This window comes from Neisseria animaloris (assembly GCF_900637855.1).
Taxonomy (GTDB): Bacteria; Pseudomonadota; Gammaproteobacteria; order Burkholderiales; family Neisseriaceae; genus Neisseria; species Neisseria animaloris.
Window position 1 is genome coordinate 867,793 of sequence record NZ_LR134440.1, and the last position, 19,650, is coordinate 887,442.

Here is a 19,650-nt window from a genome sequence, read left to right on the forward strand (position 1 = left end):
TCCTTTCTCTATTTTTCAGACGGCCTCAAGAAGCAGGAGGCCGTCTGAAACAACCTTGATTTATTGTTCTTCGTGCCATTGATTGCCGTCGCGCGCCAGCAATTCGCGTGCCGCTTCGGGGCCCCAAGAATGTGCGGCATAACCGTGCGGCGGAGTCGGGCTGCTTTCCCAGTTGTCCATAATCGGCATCACCCATTCCCACGCGGCCTCCAGTTCGTCGCGGCGGTTGAATAATGCCAGCTTGCCGTTGATCACATCCAACAGCAAACGTTCGTAAGCCTCGGCACGGCGGCCGGCCACTTCTTTACCCATATCCACGCTCAACGCGGTCAGTTCCACATGGTTGCCCGCACCCGGCGTTTTGACTTGCGTGTACAGGCGGACGGATTCGGTGGGTTGCAGTTCGATAACCAAACGGTTGGGTGCTTTTTGGCTGCCCTCAAAAATATGGTTGGGCAGCTCGCGGAAATTCAGCACGATTTCGGCTACTTTACCCGCCATGCGTTTGCCGGTACGCAAGTAGAAAGGCACGCCCGCCCAGCGCGGGTTATCGATTTCCGCCTTAATAGCCACATAGGTTTCAGTGCGGCTGTCGGCAGGCACATTATGTTCTTGCAAATAGCCGTTAACGGTTTGGCCGTCTTTTTGGGCGGCGGTATATTGGCCGCGCACCACATTTGCATCGACATCGGCCGAAGTCAGCGGTTTTAAAGACTTAATCACTTTCAGTTTTTCATCGCGCACGGCATCTGCATCCAAACTGGCGGGCGCTTCCATCGCTGTCATACACAACATCTGCATCAAGTGGTTTTGCACCATATCGCGCAGCGCACCGGTGATGTCGTAAAACTCTCCGCGCTCTTCCACGCCCAATTGTTCGGCAATGGTCAGTTGAACGCTTTTCACATATTTATTGTTCCACAACGGCTCGAACATCACGTTGGCAAAACGCAAAGCCAGCAGGTTTTGCAGCGATTCTTTGCCCAAATAGTGGTCGATACGGTAAACCTGCTCTTCTTTAAAGAAGCGGGCGACATCGGTGTTGATTTCTTGTGAAGACTTCAAATCGGTGCCCAACGGTTTTTCGAGCACGATACGCACGTTGGCGGCATTCAAGCCCACAGCGGCCAGATTTTCACAAGCGGGTGCAAAGAATTTCGGTGCGGTAGAAAGATAGATAACGACATTATCGGTTTGCTTGCGTGCTTTCACTTTTTCCGCCAGCGTATCGAAATGCTCCGGCCGAGTAACATCCACCGTTAAATAAGCAATGCGCTTGATAAATGATGACCACGCTTCTTCACTGAAATTTTGTTTGATGTGGATTTTGGAGTTGGTTTCGACCTTCGCCAAAAAACCGGCGGTATCCAAATCGCTACGGCTTACCCCCAAGATACGGCCATCGGGATGCAATAAGCCCGCGACATGCGCTTGATACAGGCAGGGTAGCAGTTTACGCATCGCCAAATCGCCGGTCGCACCAAATAACACCAAATCGAAGTTTGTTTGTGTATCCATCATTCTGTCTTTCAATCAAGGTGGCTTGCGCCATATACATATATAAAAACTCTGCTCCGTTAATACCGGTATCATCCGGTATTTTATTTCTACCGCTTATTCCAGATAAGTAATCCTACTACATTTTGCCATCTAACCCGCAGTTTTCAATAGCATCGCTTACAAAATCGGCCTATAAAGGTATTTCAAACTTGAAATTTTTATATCTAATTATACTTTAAGCATATTTCAGACGGCCTAATTTAAAATTCCAAAGAAGCCGCCTTAACAATTAGTAGCAATCCTACACAGCACTACACCTTTTGTCTACGCTGTTTTAGCCAAATAATTTGACCTAAGTAAATATATGGTTAACTTGAACTGAAATTATGTTACAAAACTACAAAACAAAGTTTGACTTAGTTCAAGCATTCTTCTGTAACTAAACTACAATTATAGATTATAATGATTTCAACCGGTTTCAGACGGCCTCTTCCCTTTATTAAGCCGTATCCGACTATTAACCGTGTATCGACATCCACATCATTCGGTATCCGGCCATGAAAGGCAAAATAATCATGAACACACCCGCCCGTATCCACCCTACCCTTGCTGCCGTTACCGAACGGATTGTCGAACGCAGCAAAGCCACCCGCACGGCGTATCTCGAACGCATCCGCGCCGCCCGCCAATCAGGGCGCATGGAACGCAACCAATTGGGTTGCACCAACTTGGCGCACGGCATGGCGGCCATGCCCAAAACCATCAAAATCGAGATGCAGCAAGAAAGCATTCCCAACTTGGCTATCGTGTCGGCTTATAACGATATGGTTTCCGCCCATCAGCCTTTCCACGACTTTCCCTCATGGATCAAAGCAAGTGCGCACAAACACGGCGCAACCGTGCAGTTTGCCGGCGGCACGCCTGCCATGTGCGACGGGATTACCCAAGGTTATGCAGGTATGGAGCTTTCGCTGTTCTCACGCGACGTAATCGCCATGAGTACCGCCGTTGCCCTGTCGCACAATATGTTCGACGGCAGTTTCTTCTTAGGCGTGTGCGACAAAATCGTTCCCGGCCTGATGATCGGCGCATTGGTTTTCGGGCACCTGCCCGCCTTGTTCGTGCCCGCAGGCCCGATGACCAGCGGGATTTCCAATGATGAAAAATCCAAAATCCGCCAATTGTTCGCCGAAGGCAAAGTAGGCCGCGATGCCCTGCTGGAAAGCGAAATGGGCTCTTACCACAGCCCCGGCACCTGCACGTTTTACGGCACCGCCAACTCCAACCAAATGATGATGGAGCTGATGGGTATGCACATGCCGAACACCGCTTTCGTCAACCCCAACACACCGATGCGCGAAGCGTTGGTGCGCGCGGCGGGCGAACATCTGGCCGAAAGCATCAAAAACGGCACGGCGATGCCGCTAGGCGAAATGATCAGCGAAAAAAACATCATCAACGCCCTTATCGGCCTGATGGCAACCGGCGGTTCAACCAACCACACCATGCACTTGGTGGCCATGGCACGCGCAGCCGGCATTATCCTCACTTGGGACGACTTCGACGAAATTTCGTCCATTATTCCGCTGCTTACCCGCGTTTACCCCAACGGCAAAGCCGATGTGAACCATCTCCAAGCCGCCGGCGGTCTCGCCTTTGTGGTACGTGAACTGTTGGACGCTGGGCTGTTGCATAAAGATGTCGATACGGTAGTCGGGCATGGTATGCGCCGTTATGCGCAAGAACCGTTCTTAGATAACGGCAAAGTTGTTTGGCGCGATGCCGTTGCCGTTAGCGGGGACGAAAATGTTTTACGCCCGGCCGCCAATCCTTTCTCACCCGACGGCGGCCTGCGCCTGATGAAAGGCAATATCGGTCGCGGCGTGATTAAAATTTCCGCCGTCAAACCTGAAAACCGCATCATTGAAGCCCCGGCCATTGTCTTCGACGATCAAAAAGACGTATTGGCCGCATTCGAACGCGGTGAGCTGGAGCGCGACTTCATCTGCATCGTGCGCTTTCAAGGCCCCCGCGCCAACGGCATGCCCGAGCTGCACAAACTCACCCCGCCGTTAGGCATTCTGCAAGACCGCGGTTTTAAGGTCGCCCTAGTTACAGACGGCCGCATGTCCGGTGCATCAGGCAAAGTGCCCGCCTCCATCCACATGAGCCCCGAAGCCTTGCTTGGCGGCAGTATCGGCAAAATCCGCACTGGCGATTTAATCCGCTTCAATGCCGAAACTGGCGAACTGACCGCACTGGTAGACGAAAAAGAATGGAATGCCCGCGAAATCCCCACGCCCGACCTGAGTAAAAACCAACACGGTTCAGGGCGCGAATTGTTTACCGGATTCCGTAGCCTGACCAGCAGCGCAGAAACCGGTGCCATGAGCTTCAGCGGTGACTTTGCCTAAACACATTTTCAGACGGCCTCAACATCATAGCGAATCAACTTAAAAAAATAACTCGGGCCAAACCCGAGTACGGCAAACCATCGTAAAAGCCAAGTTTATTTGCCATATGCAGAGGCCGTCTGAAAACCGCCTTTTAGAAACAAGCCCATACCCTTTGAAAACCGCTTTCTCTGATTTGAATTAGGAGCTTAACATGAATCCACGCGACATCCTCACCGCAGGAGCAGTTGTTCCCGTAATGGCGATTGACGACATCAGCACCGCCGTCGATCTGGCACACGCCCTCGTAGAAGGCGGCATCCCCACACTGGAAATCACCCTGCGCACCTCTGCAGGCATTGAAGCCATCCGACTGATTAAAAAAGAAGTCCCCAACGCCATCGTCGGTGCCGGCACCGTAATTAACGGCGAACAACTCAAAGCAGTAGAAGATGCAGGCGCAGTATTCGCCATCAGCCCCGGCTTCAACATCAACTTCGCCAAAGCCGCCCAACAAAGCAGCATTGCCGTTATCCCCGGCATCGCCACCCCCGGCGAACTGATGCTTGCGCTGGAGCACGGCATCGATACCATGAAACTCTTTCCCGCCGAAGTCGTGGGCGGCAAAAACATGCTCAAAGCACTATACGGCCCCTTCCCACAAGTAAAATTCTGCCCTACCGGCGGCATCAGCCTTGAAACCGCACCCGATTACTTGAAACTGCCCAACGTATTATGCGTAGGCGGCTCATGGCTCACCCCCAAAGACGCAGTACAAAACAAAGACTGGGCAACCATCACCCGCTTGGCCAAAGAAGCCGCTGCATTGAAATCATAATTTTTTTATTTCAAAGATAAAAAGGCCGTCTGAAACCTTATCCGACAGGATATTGTGTGCGGGGTCGAAGGCGAACTTTTCGCTGCTGCCGCTCTGTTTGTTGACGGTGCTTTCAATCCGCCCGAGTTTGTCGTACACGTAATCCAATACGCCGCTGCGTTGGTCGGTGGTCTGAATCAGGTTGCCGGCTTGGTCGTAGCGGCTGGTTAAGGCTCCCTGTGTTCTTTGGATTTCCTGATGCAGTCGGTCGCGCTCGATGTCGCTGATGACTTCGCCGTCGAGGTTGATTTGGTGCAGGTGGCCGCTGCCGTAGTAGAGGTAGTTGATGCTGCGGCCGTCGGGGAAAACGGTTTGGATACGGTTGCCGAGCGGGTCGTATTGATAGCCTACCGTTGCGCTTTGGCCGTTGTGGACGGTGGTTTCGCTGACGAGCCGGTCGAGTACGTCGTAAACGAGTTCGACACTGCTGTGGCGGTTGCGGGCTTTGATCAGATTGCCGGTCAGCGGGTCGTAGTCGAAGCGGGTGCGGCTGTAGTGTTTGCCCTCTTCGGCGGGAACGGGGGTGCCGTCGATGCGGCGGCTGGTTTTTTTCCACCAGCTGGCCGAGGATATTGCGTTTGAAGCGGTGGATGTGCCAAATCTCGGGGCGGTCGGCGTTGGGGCCGTCTGAAAGGCCGTATTCGGTTTGTTCGGTCAGTTGGCCGGCGGCATCGTAGGTGTAGCCGGTGATTTTGCCGTCCCAGCCGGTTTCTTGAATCAGGTTGTCGGTGTTGTCGTAATCGAGGCGGTAAGTGTCGCCGTTTTCGTTGGTGAGGGTGGTTAATCTGCGGGCTTGGTCGTAGCGGTAGCCGAAGCTATGGCCGAGGGCGTTGGTGCGTTTGACCGGTAAGCCGTCCACCGCCAGTTCGTATTCGGTTTTGGCACCGAGTCCGTCGATATGGGCGATCAGGCGGTTGATGCGGTCGTATTCGAAACTTTCGCTGCTGCCGTCGGGGTAGTCGCTGCGGATGTGGTTGCCGGCTGCGTCGTAATGGTGGCGGGTGGTATGGCCGAGGGCATCGGTAACGGTTTCGAGGTCGCCGTATTCGGTGTAGCTGAAACGGGTGGCTTGGCCGGAACAATCGGTATAGCGGATCAGTTGGCCGTCTGAATCGTATTCGAGCTGTTTGGTTTTGCCCAATGCGTCGGTGATGGTGGCGGGCAGCCATTGTTCGTTGTAGGTATACCCGGTGCTGTGGCCGGCAGGGTCGGTGATGTGAATCAGATTGCCGCGCCCGTCGTAGGCGTATTCGGTGATTCTGCCGGCGGGGTCGTTGACGGCAACCGGCAGGTTTAAAGTGTCGTGGTAATCGATTTGGGTGCGGCTGCCGTCGGGGGCGGTGATGCTGATCACGTTGCCAAAGGTGTCGTAGCCGAAACGGGTTTCGCGGCCGAGTTCGTCGCGTTGAAGGGTAATCCGCCCCCAGTCGTCACGCTCCGTATCGCTGCGGTGGCCGGCGGCATCGATGTGGTAAATCTCTTCGTAGTTCTCGTCGAAACCGTAAATCTCTTCCCTGCCCAATGCGTCGGTAACGCGGGTGTAGCCCTCGCGGTAGTCGAATGTCCATGCTTCGCCGAGATTGGTATGGCTTTTGAGCACTTTACCGTCGGTGTCGTAACGGTCGTATTCGTAATGCGATACCAACCCGTCGGGCTGGTTGTGCTCGATCATAATATGGTTGCGGTAGGCGAAACCGCGCAGACGTTTGCCGTCGCGGCCGTAAACGGCGGTCAAATCGCCATAGCCGTCGTAGCCGTAGCGCACCAGTTCGCGGCTGTTGAAGGTAACCGAGGTTAGGCGGTTGACGTAAAGGTGGTCGTCTTTGCCGACAAATACGCCGTGTTCGGCAGCGGCATCGAATACTTCGTCGCTGTCGTTTAGGCGGATGGAGGAGAAATGTAATTGGAACTGCCTGCCGTTGCTGTCGTAAACGCTGTGCGGCAGTCCGTTGTCGCCGTAGCAAAGGCGGATGTGGTGATGGTTGCGGTCGAGTTGGGCAATGAGCTGGTAAACGCCGTCGCCTTCGTCGACTTCGGCAAACCACAAACGGGTACCGCCATGAGTAAATTTAAATTGTTAAAGAACAAAAGGCCGTCTGAAAAAGATTTTAGCTAGTTTTTTCAGACGGCCTTGAAAGCTCAGAAATAAAAATGCGTGCGTGCCTAAGACGCACACCTACCTGCGAAAGAGGCTTTTTATGCAAGCTAGGACTTGATACAGTTGCTATGCAGTTGAGTTTAATTGCCCCATTAAATCTAACATATGTTGCAAATACTCACTTATGGGAAATTTGTGGATAATAACAATATCTTTTTCATATGGTTTACATATTGCCATAAATGCATTCTCTTTTACTTTAAAGGCAACTAAATCATCTCCATCGAATAGATTGGAATTACGCGGCAACAAGTCATGCATTGTAAATATATATTCTTCTAAATCTATATTTTCTAAATTTATTTTATCATCATTTGATATTGAATCATTGATGAATAACTGTATATTCTTAATTACTTCCAATAATCCAAGAATAACAGTCCCTTTTATTTCAAAACTATTTTCATCTCCTAATTTTACTCTTCCTAAATGAATTATAATATTTACAAAAGAATAGTTACTATTTGATTCTATTTTTAAATTTGTTGAAATCTTCATCTTTTTTTCCCTTTTCCTTTTTTCTTCTCATTACTGTTACAAGGAGAAGGGACTACTATTCCGTCTTTCTTCATCCCTTCTATACGAGCGCGAACATCAGAAGGGATTTTTATTCCTCTGCCTTGAGAGCTATCCCCATTCCAATGAACTTTCCCGTCATTACTGTTGCCAAACCGATGGACTACTCCTTTATCATCAATAGCATACCAATGAACACCTTGAGAGTCAGGAATAGCATGTCGATATAGTTCCTCAGCATGCGGAGGTAATATAGATGTCTTACCTGAACCACCTCCTCTAAAATTACCAGAACTTGGGTCATGATGGCCTGGATTTTCATATGCGGGCTTTGTACCATGATAACGTCCCTCTTTAGGAGGCCGTGCCAGTCCTAACGGATCAATCCACACTTGTCCGTTGGGGGCAAACGAATAAAAATTATCGCCACCCCACAACCCAATCGGATCCTGATTCACAAACCTACCCGCATCAGGCTCATAATACCGCATCAGGTTATAGTGCAACCCCGTCTCTTCATCGCAATACTGGTTCTGCAACCTAAACGGCTGGTGCGCATGCTAATAAACCCGCTCGTCTGTTTTCAGACGGCCCCAAGCGGTATATTCGCCGTACCACAGCAGATTGCCGAGCTGATCTGTCATCTCGCGCGGGATGCCGATTTGGTCGTTGTGGAAATAGCTTAAATATTGTTTGCCGTCTTTGGCGTTGTCGAAGATTTGCGCCAGCGGTTCGTAGGAATATTGATCGGTATAAATGTAGCTGTAGCTGCCGCGGTAATTATATTCCTGCAGCAGGCGGCTGCCGTCCCATACGAAATGGGTTTGTTTCGGCTCTGTAGCGGCTAAGGCGCCTTTATCGGTTCGTTCTTTGCTCAAGCGTCTGCCGAACGGATCGCAGTCGTAGCGGGCTGGTTGTACTTAGCCGTTGCTATTCTTAAAGAGGTTAATTTTTTAAAGAGCAGGAAAAGGCCGTCTGAAAAAGTTTCGGATAAAGTTTTCAGACGGCTTTTCAAAATATTTTATATTTACATATAATTATTTCAAGTGTACTCTATCTATATCAAATAGGTACTTTCTTCATTATTTGCTCAACCATTCAAAATATGTTGTTAAATTTTTAAATTTTTGCTCTGATTGTCCAAAATAACGCCAAACCTCTGGTTCTGTCTCATTTTCAATCCATACCAATAAACTATAATTTCCATTATTTTTGTCTATAATAGAAAAAACAGAAAGTTGATCATCTTGATACAAATTAGGTGCTGACCCTTCCCAATTCTCTCTCATAGAACGTAACCATTTTTGAAAATTTTTGCTAGCAATTAATTTCTTTAATTCTTCTATACCGAGAAATTGTTCCCCAATATCCATCCAATTGCCTGCGAACTGAAATCTCTCGACCAGCAAAGGAGATAAAATTTTCTCAATACCTTTCGCTAATGTAGGCATTGTGTCAATGTTATTAGTAGATTTTTTAATTTTTTGCTTATCAATAAAAGGAGATACATCTTCTTCCGTCATGCCACAAGCAATTGCTTCTTTTACTACTTCACATTTTCTAAGTTCATAATCTTCTTTATATTTTTGAAGAAGAGCTGTTAATTCTGTCATCATTTCTTCCTTTCTATAATTATTTACCATCTAGCCAGCCTAACTGAATGATACACAGTACCATTAGGAACCCCTCTTGCGACACCTCCCAAATAACTATTAACTTGAGTACTTAGTGCCGTAGCACGTCCATTAGCAACTAACCCTCCCATTATGGCATCTGGTGTATGTCCAACCACTTTACCTCTAAATCGCCCTGGAAATCTTCTTCTCATCAGCCGTGTCCAAGCATCACTAAGGCGTTGCTGTACAGGCGTCAAAGTTCCTCTTTTTGTCATAGAACCTCCTGCAGCAGCTATCTGCTGATTCCATAGTCTTACAAATCTTTGCAATTGCCTAGACTCATAAGATCCTGGTTTAAATTTATTTTTAATCTCTAATGTAGTAGTACCATCTGCCTCTTTAACTAATCTAGTACATTTTAACCCAAGTGGATCCACCCATATTTGCCCATTGAAAGCAAACAGGTATAAATTATCCCCGCCAACCAACCCAATCGGACCTGATTCACAAACCGACCCGTATCTGCTTCGTAATACCGGAAATAGTTATAATGCAGCCCCGTTTCAGCATCAAAATATTGATTCTGTAAGCGGAAAGGCTGATGAACGTTTTCATAGATGCGCTTTTCAGACACAAGAGAACCCCAAGCCGAGTAGCTGCCGTACCACAGTAAATTGCCTAACTGGTCGGTCATTTCGCGCGTGATGCCGATTTGGTCGGTGTGGAAGTAGCTTAGGTATTGTTTGCCGTCTTTGGCGTTGTCAAAGATTTGCGCCAGCGGTTCGTAGCTGCCTTGGTCGGTGTAAATGTAACTGTAGCTGCCGCGGTAGTTATATTCTTGCAGCAGGCGGCTGCGCCGTCCCACACGAAATGGGTTTGTTTCGGCGCGGTAGCGGTTAAGACGCCTTTATCGGTTCGTTCTTTGCTCAAGCGCCGTCCAAATGGGTCGTAGGCGTATTCCCATGTTTGGCTTTCGCCGCTGTTCTTTTTGATTTCGGCCAGTACGAGTTGGTTTTCGGTATCGTATTGGAACAACTGGCTTTCACCATTGGGCAGTTGGCGGTAAATCATATTGCCCAAGGCATCGTAGGTGTATTCGGTACCGTTGTATTCCTGCAGGCGGTTGCCTTTGCCAATGTTGCGGCCTTTCAGACGGCCGGTCTGATGCCTGTCTGAAAGGTTTTCAGACAGGCCTTTGGTGTCTTTGAGGCCGTCTGAAACCTTATCCGACAGGATATTGTGTGCGGGGTCGAAGGCGAACTTTTCGCTGCGGCCGGTTTGTTTGTTGACGGCGCTTTCAATCCGCCCGAGTTTGTCGTACACATAATCCAACACGCCGCTGCGTTGGTCGGCCGTCTGAATCAGGTTGCCGGTTAGCGGATCGTAGTCGAAGCGGGTGCGGCTGTAGTGTTTGCCTTCTTCGGCGGGAACGGGGGTGCCGTCGATGCGGCGGCTGGTTTTTTCCACCAACTGGCCGAGGATATTGCGTTTGAAGCGGTGGATGTGCCAAATTTCGGGGCGGTTTGCCAGCTAGATAAACTATGCTGTTAAAGAACAAAAAATGCCGTCTGAAAAAGTTTTAAATAAAATCTCCAAACGGCATAGTTACTTTTGTTGGATTTCCAACTCAATCTACGCTATTACGCTATGCTTAACTATTCAAAAAGAATTAATCATACTTTATATACCATCTTTTAGCGTCATCTCCTGTCACAGGACTATAAGGTAGATAACTTTCTGCTTCTTGATCTGAAATTTCTTGTTCATCTCCTAATAAATTAATTTTTCTTTTCATGCCACTGACACCATATTCAAAGAATGTATTATCTATTTCATCTTGACTGAGTTTGAAATCACCATAATGGCCTAAAATTCTCCACTCTCCATCATTTATATATTTTTTTACATCTAAGGTACTATATACATCCAATATAAAAATATCACCAAATTGATTAGCTTCTATTATTTCTTTTTCTGTGATTGAGTTAGGATCAATATGCTGAATATCATACACTTTACAAGCAAACCAACCATCATCCAGTTTGGCAATTAAAATACCATAACCATATTTCTTTTTAGGCTCATTAATTTCGAAACAAACAATGTCACCAACTTTAATAAATCGTAACATCGTTCGTTTCTTTTTATTCCAATCCCATAGTTCTATCTTGCTCATGAGCATTTTCCTTTCAATTTCTTCAGTAATTGGTTACGAAATTTCATAAAATATCTTTGTCGAGATTTTCTACGAGTTTTACTATCTACATCAAAAGAATTAATTTTATTTTGTCTATTCTGTTGAGAGATTTCTTCCCCAATAACACCTTTCTTCGTATCGTAATGCTCAATTAAAGCCTGTTCATAACCTCTTGCTTGACCATATGTTAAATCACGATGTAACGTTTGCATTCTTGTAGATCCATCTGTAGTTAGTCTCCTAGATTCTTGATGTTCAGTAATCCTTCTCGCCGTATCATTAGTTATCCCAATATAATAAGGTTTATCTGCCAATTTACCTGTTTTAAGGTCTACATCGAATAAACCGTAAACATGATAACCTGGAGCCTTTTCATGGACTAAACCCAAGGGATCAATCCAGTCTTGAATATTCGGAGCAAACCAATAAAGATTATCCCCACCCCACAAGCCAATCGGATCCTGATTCACAAACCGACCACAATCAGGCTCATAGTAGCGAAAAAGGTTATAGTGCAGCCCCGTCTCTTCATCGCAATACTGGTTCTGCAACCTAAACGGCTGGTGCGCATGCTGATAAACCCGCTCGTCTGTTTTCAGACGGCCCCAAGCGGTATATTCGCCGTACCACAGCAGATTGCCAAACTGGTCGGTCATTTCGCGCGGGATGCCGATTTGGTCGGTGTGGAAGTAGCTTAAGTATTGTTTGCCGTCTTTGGCGTTGTCAAAGATTTGCGCCAGCGGTTCGTAAGAATCTTGGTCGGTGTAAATGTAGGTATAGCTGCCCTTATAGCTATACTCTTGAAGCAATCTCGTCCCGTCCCAAACAAAATGCGTCCGTTTCGGTGCGGTGCTCGTCCACGCCAATTTGTCTTTGCGCTCTTTGCTCAGTCTGCGCCCGAACGGGTCGTAAGCATACTCCCAAATCTCGGTATTGCCTTTGGGCTTTTTAATCTCTGCGCGGATAAGTTGGTTTTCGCTGTCGTATTGGAACAACTGGCTTTCATCATTCGGCAGTTGGCGGTAAATCATATTGCCCAAGGCGTCGTAGGTGTATTCGGTGCCGTTGTATGCTTCGAGGCGGTTGCCTTTGCCGATGTTATATAGCCTTTTATCCAGCCCGTATGATGCTTGAACCAACATCTCAATTACGTCAACAGAGTAGGCGGCATCGGTCAGCAGTTCGGACGGATTGATGGAACCTTGGGATACCATGGCTGGTGCGGAAGATTTAGAGAATAAGAATGCCTATGGTGTTGCCGCAAGATATCATGATTGCCCAAGGTAAAAGAGAGAGGTGAAATAGTTGAGTAGAATATTAATAAAAAATGTTCCTCAAAAATTATACTTCAGTAAATGTTTCAAAAAAATCTAAATGATTTTTATCAAATGCTATTAATAGTTTTCCTTCAGGTATTTTTTTTCCTAGCATACCACCTACACAAATTCCCAAATTTCTAAAAGTTATATACTTCTTTCCCTCAACAAAATCAGAATCCATGGATTTCAAGGCTTCAATAGATTCTTTAAAAATATCAATGCCATTTATTTGAGGATTAGAGTCTTTAAAACAATTAACATACACAAGGATATTATTTTCATAAACCAATTCACAAGCATTTCTTTGTTCAACTATGTTATTCATAATATTATCTTCAATTAAACGTGCTGGCTCTCCATGCTGTTTTTTTACATCAACAAGTGAGGAACCAAATGTGAACTCACCCACTGATTTATAAGAATTAATTAACATTTTCATGATATTTCCTTTCTGTAATTGAATCATAATACTCAAAAAATTATGAACATCTTCCAATAATTCTACGTAGTCGTGCTGCTTGCTTTCTAGAAAGCAAGCGTTGTCTTCTTGCTTCTGAAATCATTCTTCTCATACGTCGATCATATTTATCACCAAATTTTGTTTTTGTTTCTCGAATATCCATTTCCATAGCTAAATCCCAACGGCCTGATCTTATATGACTTCTCTGTTGCGCTCTATAAGCTACAGAACGATGAGATGAACCTGTAGTTGTCATGCTTCTATGATCTGCTCTATCCATGTGAAATGCTGGGCCATAATGTCGAGATGGAGCACCATCCAATCCTTTATATGCATCATAAGCAGGAACATGATTAGTTTCTCCGCCAGTATGGGTTCTTCTTTCTGCGCCATATGTTCCTGGCCTAGCTCTTGCTCGAGCTAAACCTAAAGGATCTAGCCAATCTTGGATATTAGGAGCAAAGAAATAAAAGTTATCTCCACCTAACAATCCAACTGGATCCTGATTCACAAACCGACCCGTATCTGGTTCATAGTAACGGAAGCAGTTATAGTGAAGCCCTATTTCTTGGTCAAAATACTGGTTTTGAAGCCTGAAAGGCTGATGAACGTTTTCATAAATGCGCTTTTCAGACGCAAGAGAACCCCAAGCCGAGTAACTGCCGTACCACAGTAAATTACCGTGAATGTCGGTCATCTCATGAGGTGTTCCAATCTGATTGTTGTGGAAATAAAAAAGATATTGTTGTCGGTCTTTGTGGCTGTCAAAGATTTGGGCCAGGGGTTCGTAGGAATCTTGGTCGGTGTAAACGTAGGTATAGCTGCCCTTATGGCTATACTCCTGAAGCAGTCTTGTTCCGTCCCAAACGAAATGCGTCCGTTTCGGCGCGGTGCTCGTCCACGCCAATTTGTCTTTGCGCTCTTTGCTCAGTCTGCGCCCGAACGGATCATAAGCGTATTCCCATATCTCGGTATTGCCTTTGGGCTTTTTAATCTCTGCGCGGATAAGTTGATTTTCGCTGTCGCATTGGAACAACTGGCTTTCACCATTGGGCAGTTGGCGGTAAATCATATTGCCCAAGGCATCGTAGGTGTATTCGGTACCGTTGTATGCTTCGAGGCGGTTGCCTTTGCCGATGTTGCGGCCTTTTGTCCGGCTGATGTGATGCCTGTCTGAAAGGTGTTCAGACAGGCCTTGGGTGTCTTTAAAGCCGTCTGAAACCTTATCCGACAGGATATTGTGCGCGGGGTCGAAGGCGAACTTTTCGCGGCTGCCGGTTTGTTGGTTGACGGCGCTTTCAATCCGCCCGAGTTTGTCGTACACGTAATCCAATACGCCGCTGCGTTGGTCGGCGGTCTGAATCAGGTTGCCGGCTTGGTCGTAGCGGTAGCTTCGGCGCACTGCGCCGCCGACCAGGGTATTGAGTTTGCCGTTGTGCTGCAAAGTGCGGTTGGCGGTGGCGGTTTGGTGTTTCAGACGGCCCATCGGGTCGTAGTCGTAGCGGCTGGTTAAGGCGCCTTGGGTTCTTCGGATTTCCTGATGCAGCCGGTCGCGTTCGATATCGCTGATGACTTCGCCGTCGAGGTTGATTTGGTGCAGGTGGCCGCTGCCATAGTAGAAGCAGTTGATGCTGCGGTCGTCGGGGAGAATAGTTTGGGTACGGTTGCCGAGCGGGTCGTATTGATAGCCTACCGTTGCGCTTTGGCCGTTGTGGACGGTGGTTTCGCTGACAAGTTGGTCGAGTACGTCGTAAACGAGTTCGACGCTGCTGTGGCGGTTGCGGGCTTTAACCAGATTGCCGGTCAGCGGGTCGTAGTCGAAGCGGGTGCGGCTGTAGTGTTTGCCCTCTTCGGCGGGAACGGGGGTGCCGTCGATGCGGCGGCTGGTTTTTTCAGGCAGATAGATGAAAAATTTAGATTATTAAAGATCATTAGAAAAATGCCGTTTGAAAAAAATTTTCATTCGGCATATTATGATTATTTTAATAAACTGGAAATTTATTATTCATTATAATCAAGGAAATATTTTATAAAGGATATAAAGTTACCCCATTTTTTATCGAATTGTTTTTTATTAATAAAATTTTTAATATTTGGTGCTTCCACAAAATATACTTCATCAGTATTTTTATCATAAAACAAATAATCATCAAGCTCATTATGAAGAAATGAAATATAATTAACTGGTAAATTTTCCCATTCTCTAAGATTCTGAGTTTGGCTACTCTGAAAATCCTCTAAATCCATAGACAAATCAACAAGATATCCTTCTTTACCATAAATTTCATCACTATAATTTGTCCAAAATTCAACAAAATCTTGATTTATATCACCAAACCCTAGGCTTTTAAACATTACTTCATATTTTTTCTTTTCATCAGGTAAAATTCTACCAAGCTCTTCTTCAAGATATTCTGTAAATTTTTTATCCAGCATAATCAATCTCCGAAATTTTACACATTAATCACTTAACATCGACCAGTAGCTCTTCTGCGTCGTCTTTCAGCTTTTGCTCGATCTATCCAATACTGCCTTCGATCTCTACCAAAAGATTTTCTATCTACAGGGTGGTGAGGATGTTTTCCAGTACCATCAACTTTATATGGATGCAAGGCATTCGAACGATCAAATTTACTATGAGAAGTTCCAGAAAGTTCAAATAATGGACCTCTTCCGTCTTGCTTTGAATGATGTAAATTTATGGATCTGCCATCAGGTCCCAACGGAGCTATTCCTTTAGATGCTCTCTCTAAGTTTGTTCTGCCTTTATTATCTACTTGATCCCAATTAATACCCTGTTGAAATACTACATATTGCTGTCCGGTACCTCTTGAAGGAGCCTGCCATATTGAACGACTAAAACGATTTAATCCCCAAGGGTCAATCCAAGCAGTTATATTAGGAGCAAAAGTATATAAATTATCACCGCCGAATAAACCTATAGGATCTGAGCTAACAAATCTACCTATATCTGGCTCATAGTAACGATATAAATTATAGTGAAGCCCTGTCTCAACATCATAATATTGATTTTGTAATCTAAACGGTTGGTGTGCATTTTGATACACTCGTTCATCTTTCTGCAATTTGCCCCATGCTGAATATTCACCAAACCACAATAAGTTGCCATACTGATCCGTCATCTCGTACGGGATGCCAATTTGGTCAGTATGAAAATAACTTAAATAATCTTTATTATCTTGTTTGCTATGAAAAACTTGTGCTAATGGCTCATAACTATCTTGATCTGTATAAAAATAAGTATAATTTCCTCTGTAATTATATTCTTGTAATAATTTTCTTCCATCCCAAATAAAAACAGTCGCTTTAGACTTCAATGCATTATTATCAATCCTATTTTTACTCAAACGTCTACCAAGTGGATCATAGGTATATTCCCAAATTTGAGTTTCACCATTTGCTTTTTTTATCTCAGCAAAAATTAATTGACTTTCTGCATCATAATGAAAAAATTGACTTTCACCATTAGGTAATTGGCGGTAAATCATATTACCTAAAGCATCATAGGTATATTCAATTCCATTGTATTTCTCAAGGCGATTACCAATTCCTATGTTTCTACCTTTATATTCAGTATTAAAATGTTCTTCTGATAAAATATTATCGGCGGGATCAAAAGCAAAAGTCTTTTTACCATTCTTCTGAATTCTGCCTAGTTTATCATATACATAATTTAACACTCCACTTCTTAGGTCAATTAACTGAATCAAATTACCAGCCTTATCATAATGATAATTTCTCCTGACTACTCCTCCAACTAAGGTATTTAGCTTTGAATTATTTTTTAGAATTTGATTAGCAGTAGTAACTTGAGAACGTAATCTTCCCATTGGATCATATTCATAATAGCTAGTTAACTCACCTTGAGTACGGCTTACTTCTTGATGTAGCTCATTACGTTCTATATCAGCGATTAACTCTCCATTAAGATTGATTTGATGCAAATGGCCACTACCATAATATAAATTATTGATAAGTCCACCATCAGGTAAAATAGTTTGAATTTTATTACCTAAAGCATCATAACGGTGTTGAACCGTTACTTTATAACCATTGTGAACAGTTGTTTCTTGAATAAGTTGATCTATAGAGTCATATATAAATTCTATGCTGCTATGGTGGTTTCTCGCTTTAATTAATTTCCCACTCAAACAATCATATTCGAAACGTATACGGTTATAAGCTTCAGTATTAGAAGTTGTTTTACCTTCAACCTTACGACTAACTTTTTCAATTAATTGCCCCATAAGATTGTATCTATACTTGTGGATGTGCCAAATCTCAGGGCGGTCGGCATTGAGGCCGTCTGAAAGGCCGTATTCGGTTTGTTCGGTCAGTTGGCCGGCGGCATCGTAGGTGTAGCCGGTGATTTTGCCGTCCCAGCCGGTTTCTTGAATCAGGTTGTCGGTGTTGTCGTAATCGAGGCGGTAAGTGTCGCCGTTTTCGTTGGTGAGGGTGGTTAATCTGCGGGCTTGGTCGTAGCGGTAGCCGAAGCTATGGCCGAGGGCGTTGGTGCGTTTGACCGGTAAGCCGTCCACCGCCAGTTCGTATTCGGTTTTGGCACCGAGTCCGTCGATATGGGCGATCAGGCGGTTGATGCGGTCGTATTCGAAACTTTCGCTGCTGCCGTCGGGGTAGTCGCTGCGGATGTGGTTGCCGGCTGCGTCGTAATGGTGGCGGGTGGTATGGCCGAGGGCATCGGTAACGGTTTCGAGGTCGCCGTATTCGGTGTAGCTGAAACGGGTGGCTTGGCCGGAACAATCGGTATAGCGGATCAGTTGGCCGTCTGAATCGTATTCGAGCTGTTTGGTTTTGCCCAATGCGTCGGTGATGGTGGCGGGCAGCCATTGTTCGTTGTAGGTATACCCGGTGCTGTGGCCGGCAGGGTCGGTGATGTGAATCAGATTGCCGCGCCCGTCGTAGGCGTATTCGGTGATTCTGCCGGCGGGGTCGTTGACGGCAACCGGCAGGTTTAAAGTGTCGTGGTAATCGATTTGGGTGCGGCTGCCGTCGGGGGCGGTGATGCTGATCACGTTGCCAAAGGTGTCGTAGCCGAAACGGGTTTCGCGGCCGAGTTCGTCGCGTTGAAGGGTAATCCGCCCCCAGTCGTCACGCTCCGTATCGCTGCGGTGGCCGGCGGCATCGATGTGGTAAATCTCTTCGTAGTTCTCGTCGAAACCGTAAATCTCTTCCCTGCCCAATGCGTCGGTAACGCGGGTGTAGCCCTCGCGGTAGTCGAATGTCCATGCTTCGCCGAGATTGGTATGGCTTTTGAGCACTTTACCGTCGGTGTCGTAACGGTCGTATTCGTAATGCGATACCAACCCGTCGGGCTGGTTGTGCTCGATCATAATATGGTTGCGGTAGGCGAAACCGCGCAGACGTTTGCCGTCGCGGCCGTAAACGGCGGTCAAATCGCCATAGCCGTCGTAGCCGTAGCGCACCAGTTCGCGGCTGTTGAAGGTAACCGAGGTTAGGCGGTTGACGTAAAGGTGGTCGTCTTTGCCGACAAATACGCCGTGTTCGGCAGCGGCATCGAATACTTCGTCGCTGTCGTTTAGGCGGATGGAGGAGAAATGTAATTGGAACTGCCTGCCGTTGCTGTCGTAAACGCTGTGCGGCAGTCCGTTGTCGCCGTAGCAAAGGCGGATGTGGTGATGGTTGCGGTCGAGTTGGGCAATGAGCTGGTAAACGCCGTCGCCTTCGTCGACTTCGGCGAACCACAAACGGGCACCGCCGTCAGGTGAGGCGATTTGGTAGAGGCCGTCTGAAACTTGTGAAAAATAGATTTGCTCTTCGTGGTCGAAATAGGCATCTTCCAAACCGTAGGGGTCTTCTTCCGCAGGGTCGGCAACGGGGTCGGCCTCTTCTGTGTCGAAGTCGTCTTCATCATCGGCATATTGCGGTTCGTCTTGCTCGTCGTCGATATCCGGCAGCGGAATTTCCCGGCCTTGTTCGTCAATGTAGAGGAAACCGTCCTGCGTCCGTTCCAACCGCATCGAAAACGGCAGCGACCAGCCCTGCCCCAACCAGCCGTTGCCGGGTTGGTCGGAATAGTAGCTGCGCTGCCAGATTAGGGGGAGAGGGGAATCGAAAACAAAGTCGGTTTCTTCGGGAAGGACTTTAATACCCAGTATGGCATTCACCGGACGACCGACTGCACCGCCCTTGCCACCGCCTTTACACGGACAACCTCCCGAACCGGCTCCTCTTCCTCCTGCGGGCCTGCCTTTACGCCCCCTGCCTTTTTTTCCTTTCCCTTGAGTAACCAGCCCGCCGTTAAATCCCATTCCACCGCCGCCACTGAACCCTTTAACGGTCTTTTTAGTAGGCGGCTTCGGCCCCGGAACCCCTGGAATCATCAAGGCTAAGGAAATCACGGTAGAAGCAACATCAACGGCTGCCGATACGGCGGAATCGGGGGAAGCAAGAGACAAAGCGGTAGAAGCAACATCGGCCACCATTTCGATCACATCAACGGGGCCGGCGGCATTGGTCAGCGGTTCGGGCGGATTGGCGGAACCTTGGGATACCATGGCCGGCGCGGAAGGCTGGGGAATGAGAATGCCTATGGTGTTGCCGAAAGATGCCAT

General features: G+C 46.9%; 14 protein-coding genes and 2 pseudogenes. 3 read left to right on the forward strand and 13 right to left on the reverse strand.

Going from position 1 to position 19,650, the window contains the following annotated elements; all coding sequences use genetic code 11:
• Positions 1–60 precede the first annotated feature (60 nt).
• Positions 61–1,518 carry a glucose-6-phosphate dehydrogenase gene (zwf, locus tag EL216_RS04105; RefSeq protein WP_085389457.1) on the reverse strand — a complete coding sequence of 486 codons (1,458 nt, stop codon included), beginning with the start codon at positions 1,516–1,518 and terminating at the stop codon, positions 61–63.
• A gap of 557 nt (positions 1,519–2,075) precedes the next feature.
• Here zwf and edd point away from each other — a divergent pair.
• Together edd and EL216_RS04115 are read left to right on the forward strand one after the other, a co-directional pair.
• Positions 2,076–3,914, forward strand: a complete 1,839-nt coding sequence (edd, locus tag EL216_RS04110; RefSeq protein WP_085389456.1) for a phosphogluconate dehydratase — start codon at positions 2,076–2,078, stop codon at positions 3,912–3,914.
• Positions 3,915–4,107: 193 nt separating this feature from the next.
• Complete coding sequence (locus tag EL216_RS04115; protein WP_085389455.1) at positions 4,108–4,731, forward strand: bifunctional 4-hydroxy-2-oxoglutarate aldolase/2-dehydro-3-deoxy-phosphogluconate aldolase; 624 nt, start codon at positions 4,108–4,110, stop codon at positions 4,729–4,731.
• Positions 4,732–4,843: 112 nt separating this feature from the next.
• On the opposite strand, the gene EL216_RS11495 is transcribed toward EL216_RS04115, so the two are convergent.
• The 10 genes and pseudogenes from EL216_RS11495 to EL216_RS04165 all read right to left on the reverse strand — a co-directional run bounded on the left by EL216_RS11495 (position 4,844) and on the right by EL216_RS04165 (position 14,522).
• On the reverse strand, positions 4,844–6,817 hold the full coding sequence (locus tag EL216_RS11495; protein ID WP_408633980.1) for a hypothetical protein: 1,974 nt from the start codon (positions 6,815–6,817) through the stop codon (positions 4,844–4,846).
• 177 nt (positions 6,818–6,994) lie between these two features.
• Positions 6,995–7,426 carry a hypothetical protein gene (locus tag EL216_RS04130; RefSeq protein ID WP_085389454.1) on the reverse strand — a complete coding sequence of 144 codons (432 nt, stop codon included), beginning with the start codon at positions 7,424–7,426 and terminating at the stop codon, positions 6,995–6,997.
• Between the two features lie 383 nt (positions 7,427–7,809).
• Positions 7,810–8,349 (reverse strand): annotated as a pseudogene (locus EL216_RS11150) (RHS repeat-associated core domain-containing protein); the annotation flags it as partial.
• 177 nt (positions 8,350–8,526) lie between these two features.
• A complete protein-coding gene (locus tag EL216_RS04140) occupies positions 8,527–9,087 on the reverse strand; it encodes a hypothetical protein (RefSeq protein ID WP_085389451.1) in 561 nt (186 codons plus the stop codon).
• A complete protein-coding gene (locus EL216_RS11255) occupies positions 9,081–9,497 on the reverse strand; it encodes a hypothetical protein (protein ID WP_232005294.1) in 417 nt (138 codons plus the stop codon). The genes EL216_RS04140 and EL216_RS11255 overlap by 7 nt, the downstream gene beginning before the upstream one ends.
• Positions 9,480–10,251: pseudogene (locus EL216_RS11260) on the reverse strand (RHS repeat domain-containing protein); the annotation flags it as partial. The pseudogene EL216_RS11260 and the gene EL216_RS11255, both read right to left, overlap by 18 nt.
• A 478-nt stretch (positions 10,252–10,729) precedes the next feature.
• Entirely contained in the window at positions 10,730–11,236 is a 507-nt protein-coding gene (locus tag EL216_RS04150) for an Imm26 family immunity protein (RefSeq protein WP_158087720.1), read from the reverse strand.
• Entirely contained in the window at positions 11,233–12,399 is a 1,167-nt protein-coding gene (locus EL216_RS11165; RefSeq protein WP_232005281.1) for an RHS repeat-associated core domain-containing protein, read from the reverse strand. The genes EL216_RS04150 and EL216_RS11165 overlap by 4 nt, the downstream gene beginning before the upstream one ends.
• Before the next feature lie 199 nt (positions 12,400–12,598).
• The gene (locus tag EL216_RS04160; protein WP_085389449.1) at positions 12,599–13,015 is read right to left on the reverse strand and encodes a CTP synthase; all 417 of its coding nucleotides are present in this window, start codon (positions 13,013–13,015) and stop codon (positions 12,599–12,601) included.
• A 40-nt stretch (positions 13,016–13,055) separates the two neighbouring features.
• Positions 13,056–14,522 carry an RHS repeat domain-containing protein gene (locus EL216_RS04165; RefSeq protein ID WP_232005265.1) on the reverse strand — a complete coding sequence of 489 codons (1,467 nt, stop codon included), beginning with the start codon at positions 14,520–14,522 and terminating at the stop codon, positions 13,056–13,058.
• 54 nt (positions 14,523–14,576) lie between these two features.
• Here EL216_RS04165 and EL216_RS11500 point away from each other — a divergent pair, with 54 nt between their 5' ends.
• Complete coding sequence (locus tag EL216_RS11500) at positions 14,577–15,050, forward strand: hypothetical protein (RefSeq protein WP_085389448.1); 474 nt, start codon at positions 14,577–14,579, stop codon at positions 15,048–15,050.
• Here EL216_RS11500 and EL216_RS04175 read toward each other — a convergent pair.
• Together EL216_RS04175 and EL216_RS04180 are read right to left on the reverse strand one after the other, a co-directional pair.
• A complete protein-coding gene (locus EL216_RS04175) occupies positions 15,038–15,472 on the reverse strand; it encodes a hypothetical protein (RefSeq protein WP_009115605.1) in 435 nt (144 codons plus the stop codon). The genes EL216_RS11500 and EL216_RS04175 overlap by 13 nt on opposite strands.
• Positions 15,473–15,504: 32 nt before the next feature.
• Positions 15,505–19,650: a DUF6531 domain-containing protein gene (locus EL216_RS04180; RefSeq protein ID WP_232005266.1), complete on the reverse strand. Its 4,146-nt coding sequence runs from the start codon at positions 19,648–19,650 to the stop codon at positions 15,505–15,507.